The organism is Thiocystis violacea (assembly GCF_016583565.1).
Lineage (GTDB): Bacteria > Pseudomonadota > Gammaproteobacteria > Chromatiales > Chromatiaceae > Thiorhodococcus > Thiorhodococcus violaceus_A.
This window is the reverse complement of sequence record NZ_NRRF01000122.1, coordinates 1-7,308: the sequence shown is the minus strand read 5'-3', so window position 1 is coordinate 7,308 and position 7,308 is coordinate 1. Positions and strand designations below refer to the sequence as shown.

The window sequence follows — 7,308 nt, the reverse complement described above, 5'->3', positions numbered from 1 at the left end:
CAGGGCGTCTTTCTCGGCAGCGCTCAGGAGCGCCAGGTCGGGCAGGGGTTGCATGGTCGCGATTATCCGCTTCCGCGCCGGGTGTTCAAGCACAACAGGCGAGGCGACTTCGCGGGACCTGAGTAGTTACAGTGTTTTGCGCAAAAGCCCCGATAGCTAGGATGCACTCCTCCCTCGGCGACGCAAGAGCCCCACTACCGGTCACTCAACCCAGCTGGCAATCCGAAAGGACAAGGCCAGAAGCGGTCACTGGCGCCACTTCACCCTGCGTCAGCTGCATCCTGATAGCGGAAAGTCCCTCTCTTTTCGCGAGTGACAAGTCACGACCCTTTGCGGACATGACCGCCTTTCCTGTGAGATGTAGGATTTTCGCAACACCCAAGTGACAGGGCGTGCTCGCCGACTCGCGCAAGATGCGCGTGCCAGTTTCCGGTAAGGTCGCGAAATCGCGCTGGGTAGCGAGACAGCCTGGAGGCTCAGGGGATATGCTGCAGACTGGCATAAACCGGCCAGTCAAGCGGCCAAGAAACCGTCATATAGCCTGTTTCAATGAGGCGTAACTATATGATATTTTATTTAATATGAGCGATTTTGAAGCGGATTTAAAAGCGGCCAAACATGAGGACGCGGATACCCTCGTCGATCGCAGCGAGCGACTATCCTCAATGGACCCGATGCGGATCGCCGAGACCTCGCGTCACCGGGTGGGGCTAGCAGACATGGCGGTCGAGCTGGCGGCACACGCGGCCGGGTTTCGTCGCAGCCTGCCGGAGGGCGTGCTCACAGCGCTCGCCGATCTCGTGCGCGCGATGAACTGTTACTACAGCAACCTGATCGAGGGGCATGACACGCATCCGGTCGACATTGAGCGTGCGCTGAAAGAGGACTACAGCGCGAACGCCGAGCAGCGCAACCTCCAGCTCGAGGCCAGGGCGCATATCGCGGTCCAGCAGTGGATCGATGACGGGGGCCTGTCGGGCCGGGCACTGACGTTTGAGGGGATCCGCGAGGTTCACAAGCGCTTCGGGGAGCTGCTTCCCGAAGCGCTACTTTGGATTGAAGATCCCGAGACCGGCGAGCGGGTGCAGGTCGTCCCTGGTGCCTTGCGATCACGTGACGTGCGGGTCGGACAGCACATCGCGATCAGCCCCGGCGCCTTGCCCCGCTTCCTCGCCCATCTCGAGCGAACCTACCGCGGACTTGGCAAGGCAGAAACGATTATCGCGGCGGCCGCCGCGCATCACCGACTCCTATGGATACACCCGTTTCTCGATGGAAACGGGCGCGTGGCGCGCTTGATGTCCCATGCCATGCTCCTGGAAGCACTGGACACGGGAGGCGTGTGGTCAATCGCGCGGGGGCTGGCCAGGAACGTGAGGCCCTACAAGAACCACCTTGCAGCCTGCGACCTGCCGCGCCAAAACGATCTGGATGGCCGGGGGCATTTGAGCGAAGAAAGTCTCGCGGCCTTTACCCGATTTTTCATGGAAACCTGCCTCGACCAGATCAAGTTCATGGAAGAGCTGGTGCAACCCAAGAGGCTCAGAGACCGGATTTTGCGCTGGAGTGAAGAAGAGGTCCGCGCCAATACGCTGCCACCCAAGGCCGGGCGCATCCTCGAAGCGCTCCTGTATCACGGCACACTGCATCGCGGTGAGGTTCCTGAACTTCTTGGGGCCAGCGAAAGAAATGCGAGGAGGATCGTGGCCGCTCTTGCCGAGCACGGTGTGATCGTCTCGGAAAGCACCCGCGCGCCCCTTCGCCTTACCTTCCCGGCCAAACTCGCCTCACGATGGATGCCAGGCTTGTTTCCAGAAACAAGTTATGGGTGAGTATCTCAATGCCTTGTGACTTTCTTGCCACAATAAGGATTGCCAAGTTGCTCCCGGTTGGTCCGCTTTCGGCCGAGTCCGGGCGCTGAGCCCCAGGCGCCGGCGACCGTTAATGGGGCGGAGCTTCCGCTGGCACCTTTGGTTTGGGTGACCGCTCTTTGCATCAGCCGGACAGCGATTCCCCGGGCGTCCATGACGGCAATGCAAGGTTGCAGAGACCTGAGTGCGAACGCTCTGACGGAGGCCTCGGGGGGCGAGAAGGTGCGCGTGTCCTGAGGTTCCAGCGGCGAGGAGCCTGCGTGAAGGGACGTCTTCGTCGCCTTCAACCCGTCAGTTCAGTGCTGCTCCTGTTCGCTAGCATCGTCTTCAGGTGTTTCATGCGGCCTGGTGTCGGGGGGGCTTCCGGCTTTTTGGAGGGCCGCCAGAACCTGCAGTTGGCCTTCAAGACCATGGAGGCGCCTATCGCGCTCGGCCAGCGTTGCTTTGAGCTGATCAAGCGCCCCGTTCAGACAGCCGGTCGTTGCCGTTGCTTCGCGCATGGCTTCCCCTTGCGCGGCGTGCTCCGCCTGGAGACGTGCCTGCTTCTCCAGCAAGGTTTCGATGCGTTGTCGATCCCGCGCGAGCGCCTCCTGATACTCCCGTTCCCGATGAGCCCGCTCGCCAAGCTCGGCCGACAGACGTGCGTTGTCGCTCGCCACCCGCGTCAGCTCGTCTTGCTTGGCCGCGAGTAGCTGGTCCCTGCGGCGCGCCTCCGACTGGAGCTGTTGGACCTGGGCCTCATGGTTACGGTGATCCTGATCGCGCTGCTCCTTCGAGAGCTGGCGGTAATGCTCCAGCGCGTCGCGCGCCTGCCGGTGCTTCTGCTCGAGCGATTCCACGTGCTCGGAGCGCTCCGCCAAACGCTGCCCGAGGCCGGCCTTTTCCGTTTCGAGCGTTTTCGTCTCGATCTGGGCCGCCGTGAGGGCGGCCTGGGTCTCAGCAAGGCCAGTGCGGGTCTGCTTCAGCTCGGCTTGCAGAGACTCGACTTGGCCGAGAGCCGCATCGCGCTCGCGTTCCAGATCGCGCAGCGTCGTCCGCAGCGCCTCCTGCTCGGCTAGGTGGCGCGTTTGCGCATCCGCGACGATGGTCTGAGCCTCGGCGCGCAACTGACGCGCGAGGCTGGCCACGCTCTCGCGAAGCCCCTCGCTCAGCACCGCCTCATCGTCGAGTCGGCGACCTTCGCGCTCCTCAAGCGTTTGGAGGTGGCGGTGAATCGTGGTCTTCGAGCCGGTATTGCCGAGCTCGATGCGGACCGCGTCGATCGACGGGTGGAGCCCGCGCGCGATCAAGGCCTCACGCGCTTTCTTCACTTCAGTCTGGGTGATACCGCCGCGGGCCATGGCTGCTCCGAGTATTAAATACCGTATTACGTGGTATGTATATCTGTACCATATTCGACGTTAGGTCGTCACGTTAGAGCCACGAAATAGACACGGGATAATGCGGGATTATCCCGTCAAGGTGGACCACCCGCGCCCAATCCGGTAGCGTTGCGGTACGCATCAGCCCCACATCTGGGGGAGGAGAGTCCGTGAGCAATTACGCGCGCTATCTCGACGCCGCAGAGCGTGAGAACACGCGCCGCAGCTATCACGCTGCGGTCAAACACTTCGAGGAAGTCTGGGGAGGCGTGCTGCCGACGACCGCTGAGGCGATCGCCCGCTACCTCGCCGAGTACGCCGAGACGCTCTCCCTGAACACCCTCAAACAGCGCGTCGCGGCCCTCGCGCGGTGGCACCAGGATCAGGGCTTCGCCGACCCCACCAAGTCCGCGCTCGTGCGGCGTGTGCTGCGCGGGATCGGCGAGGCCCACGGCACGCGCGAGCGCCGGGCCGTGCCCGTCGCGCTCGAGACCTTGAGCCAGGTCGACGCCTGGCTGCTCACCGAGATCGATCAGACGCGCAGCCCCAAGGCGCTGGCGGCGCATCTGCGCGCGCACCGCGACCGGGCCTTGCTGCTGCTGGGCTTCTGGCGGGCGTTTCGCACCGACGAGCTCCTGCGCCTCTGGGTCGAGCACATCGAGGCGGTTGCCGGCCATGGCATGGTGCTCTATCTGCCGCGCACCAAGACGGTTTCCGCGCTGAAGGGCCGCGAGTACAAGGTCCCGGCGCTCTCGCGCCTGTGTCCCGTGCAGGCGTATCTCGATTGGATCGCGGCGGCGGAGATCGAGCGGGGGCCGGTGTTTCGGCGCATCAGTGCGAACGGAGCCTTGGGCAGTGGCCCCCTGCATCCCAGCAGTCTCGCGCCCCTGCTGCGCGCGCGCTTCAGGGCGGCAGGTGTCGCGGACGCCGACGGCTACAGCGGCCACTCGCTGCGCCGGGGCTTCGCGACCTGGGCCAGCGAGCGAGGCTGGGACACGCGCGAACTCATGGACTATGTGGGCTGGTCAGATGTCAGCTCGGCAACGCGCTACGTCGAGCGGGCCGACGTGTCTCGACGCGCGCGTCTCGAGGAGGGGCTCGCCATGACGAAGCCGAGCGTGGCTGCGCCCCCCCTGTTCGAGACGTCGCTTGAGGTGTCCGTCCTGCTCGAGCGCGACAACGCCCGCGTCCGCAGCGTGCCCAGGGCGCGCCGCTACATTGAGCGCTCCTGCCTCGCGCCACACGCGATGCAGCGGCTCGACGACGCGGGAGCGCGCTATCGCATTCGGGTCCTCGCCGCGTCCAGGGACGAGCTCGACGAGACGCTCGCGGACCTGCTCGAGCAGATGCATACCATCGCCGCGAACAACCAGTGCGTCCTCGACGCCCAGATCCGAGATGAAGCGGCTGGCAAAGTCTGGGATTGAGCCGAGCACCGCTCGCCAACACACATGCCCGCTCAGCCGGAGACCGCCGATCCACGCCTCAAGAGCGACCTCAACGCCGATGAGCTGGAGGTCGGCTTCACGCCGACTGGCGGCAGGGCGGAAAGTTGGACGCTCGCCTCATCAAATTGAACAGCGCCGTCACTGAAACTGGTCGGCGTCTGCCACGAAACTGGACACCCTGAGTTTCGCAGCACCGATTACGGAATCGAGGTACTTCTGACGCTGTCAGGAAACTGATCGGCGAAGTCAGACGATTGGTCACAGCCTCCATAAGATTGGGCAGCGGCGTCACCAAACTGATCGCGCTCGTCACGGAACTGGACGCCACCCGACTGACCGTCGTGCCCCATCAACGCTCGCCGGCGTCTGGGGGCTCAGCGCCCAGAGTCGGCCACAAGCCGACATTGACGCATCCCTTCCAGGACGGCAGGATTCGGCCCACAAGCGACATGGCGAGGGACGTGACCAGCGCCGCAGTGTAAGAGTTTTCGACACGACTCTTAGGCGTGCGGTCCGATCGCCGACTTCGACGAACTTCAGACCTTGAAGGACGATGGGTCGCGGATAGTCTGACTCGGCGGAGTGGTCATTCAGCTCAACGGTATCCGATCGTTCCGAAGTGCCGCAGGTGAGGCGACGTTGGTCGACGTCACCCTCCTAGATGCGCGCCGGTCTAAGCCATGCGCCGGGCGTTGCAGGACGGGCAGGCACCGCACACCTTGGAAGAGAAGGCCCTCACCAGGAGTTCATGGTCAGAGGGATGGTTGCTTGATCTGCCGAGCTTATTGATCCACCAAAAGGAGAGAAGAATGAATCGTCCTGTTCGCGGAGCGATGATGCTGCTCTTCCTTGTGTTGATGGTGGCGGGGTGTGCCACGAAATATGACTACACAATCCACAAGCCAAAAGTCGTCTATCAGGAACCATCCCAACAGGCACTCAGCAAATCTCTAAGAAAAACTCTCGGTAAAAAGTATGTCTGGGCCGAAGAGGGCCCCAAGGCCTTTGACTGCTCAGGACTCACATACTACAGCTTCGGACGCATGAACTTGGAGATTCCCCGTGTCTCGCGTGACCAGGCCAAGGAAGGTGTAGAAGTGCCGCTTGATGCCCTCCAATACGGGGACTTGGTGTTTTTCGATACCGGCGAGCATTTCACCGGTACCGTCACACATGTGGGCGTGTATATTGGTGACGAAAAATTCCAGCACGCCAGCAGCCGCAACGGACGCGTGATGATCTCCTCACTGAACGACAGCGACTATGCAACACGTTTGCTAATGGCGCGTCGTTATCTGCCTGATGAAGCCGATCCCGTGCAAACTCCGACCGGTTGGGCCAGAAACAATGGTTCCTAGGGGTAGACCCAACAGTGACACTGGTGGCGAATCCATCCAGCCAATTCATCCGGCTCCCTGAAGTGCGGCAAACCGCGAACAGCGGGTTGGCGCGAGGGGTGTTCCGCTCAGCCAGTCCCCGACTCGGATCAGGTTGATGGCAACGGCCGTGACGAGGTGTTGCAGATGGGTCTTGGCCTCGCCGATGTAGCGACATTGTCGCAGGCCACTGCATCGGATGGCCTGCTCATGGGTGCTTTCGACACCCGCACGCGCCGCATATTGTTGACGAAACGCCTCGGTGGCTTGCTCCCCACGCCGTCCCTGTAACACCTCATGCTGCTCGCGCGAGGATAAGCCGATGAGGCGCGGCTCCTTTTTAGCTCGCGTGCACTGAGCGCGATGGGCGCACGGCGTACAGTCTTTGGCCGAGAACCGCGCCTCCACACTGATCCCAGGCACGGTCGTCTTCGGCAACCAGGAGACACTCTGTTTGCCGGCCGGGCAGGCCACCACGTGGTGCTCCCAATCGATCTGAAAGTGCGCCTTGTCAAAGCCCTCTCCGGCCCGCGCTTGCCAGCTCGGGTCATCGGCCACGGGGCCAACAACGGTGACGTGATACTCCCGTTGACTGTCCAACAACACCTGAGCGGAGGTATAGCCTTTGTCGACCAGGTGCTCGCTTGGGAGCAGCTGACGCGGCGCGAGCGAGGCATGGACGACCGCAAGCATGTTGTCATCGGGCGTCGTCGCCAGGGTCGTCTCGACATTGACGATCACGTGCGGCCTGACCGCCTCGCAGGTCTCGGTCAAGTGGACTTTGTAGCCCACCCACGCGGCGCTGCGCTTGGTGCTGTAGCGCGCGTCTGGATCGTAGGGTGAGCTGATCATCTCCGCTGGAGGAGGCATGTCCTCGACCGCCCGCCAGACCAGTCGTCCGTCGCGCTCGACATACTGCTGGGTCCAGACCTGGCGCAGGGTCTGAACGGCCGGAATCTTGTCCAGCCACGCCGGCTCGGAGGCCGCCTCGATGGCCTTGAGGAGCAACTGCCCGTCGGCACCGATGGTGGCGGCCAAGGTCTGGCGAGCCTCATCTGCCTTCGGTAAGTGGTAGTTCTCGATGCGGTGACTGTAGCGCTCGTACCAGATCGGCGGCGCCAAGGACGTAACTGTTCAGGACCACTTGCCAAGCCATGATCTGTGCCTGTAATTTCTTGCCATGAGCGATTCTCCAACCCCATCAGTGCCACCCGATAGCCTTGAAGCAGAGGTGGTGCGTTTGCGGGCAGAG

Annotated in this window: 5 protein-coding genes; 3 read left to right on the top strand and 2 right to left on the bottom strand. The window is 62.8% G+C overall.

What is annotated here, in order from left to right; all coding sequences use genetic code 11:
- Nucleotides 1-581 precede the first annotated feature (581 nt).
- A complete protein-coding gene (locus CKO23_RS23295) occupies nt 582-1,832 on the top strand; it encodes a Fic family protein (RefSeq protein WP_242482685.1) in 1,251 nt (416 codons plus the stop codon).
- 335 nt (nt 1,833-2,167) lie between these two features.
- Here the strand turns inward: CKO23_RS23295 and CKO23_RS23290 are convergent, their stop codons facing one another.
- Nucleotides 2,168-3,211 carry a DNA-binding protein gene (locus tag CKO23_RS23290; RefSeq protein WP_200335686.1) on the bottom strand — a complete coding sequence of 348 codons (1,044 nt, stop codon included), beginning with the start codon at nt 3,209-3,211 and terminating at the stop codon, nt 2,168-2,170.
- A gap of 191 nt (nt 3,212-3,402) precedes the next feature.
- Between CKO23_RS23290 and CKO23_RS23285 the strand changes: the two genes are divergently transcribed.
- Nucleotides 3,403-4,659 (top strand): tyrosine-type recombinase/integrase, encoded by a 1,257-nt coding sequence (locus CKO23_RS23285; protein ID WP_200335684.1) that lies wholly within the window; start codon nt 3,403-3,405, stop codon nt 4,657-4,659.
- An 830-nt stretch (nt 4,660-5,489) separates the two neighbouring features.
- The gene (locus CKO23_RS23280; protein WP_200335682.1) at nt 5,490-6,038 is read left to right on the top strand and encodes a C40 family peptidase; all 549 of its coding nucleotides are present in this window, start codon (nt 5,490-5,492) and stop codon (nt 6,036-6,038) included.
- Nucleotides 6,039-6,083: 45 nt separating this feature from the next.
- On the opposite strand, the gene CKO23_RS23275 is transcribed toward CKO23_RS23280, so the two are convergent.
- Nucleotides 6,084-7,178 (bottom strand): transposase, encoded by a 1,095-nt coding sequence (locus CKO23_RS23275; RefSeq protein WP_200335680.1) that lies wholly within the window; start codon nt 7,176-7,178, stop codon nt 6,084-6,086.
- Nucleotides 7,179-7,308 lie beyond the last annotated feature (130 nt).

What these genes read in the sequence shown, in the direction of transcription:
- CKO23_RS23295 (WP_242482685.1), top strand. Translation starts at nt 582, where the DNA reads ATGAGCGATTTTGAAGCGGATTTAAAAGCGGCCAAACATGAGGACGCG.
- CKO23_RS23290 (WP_200335686.1), bottom strand. Translation starts at nt 3,211, where the DNA reads ATGGCCCGCGGCGGTATCACCCAGACTGAAGTGAAGAAAGCGCGTGAG.
- CKO23_RS23280 (WP_200335682.1), top strand. Translation starts at nt 5,490, where the DNA reads ATGAATCGTCCTGTTCGCGGAGCGATGATGCTGCTCTTCCTTGTGTTG.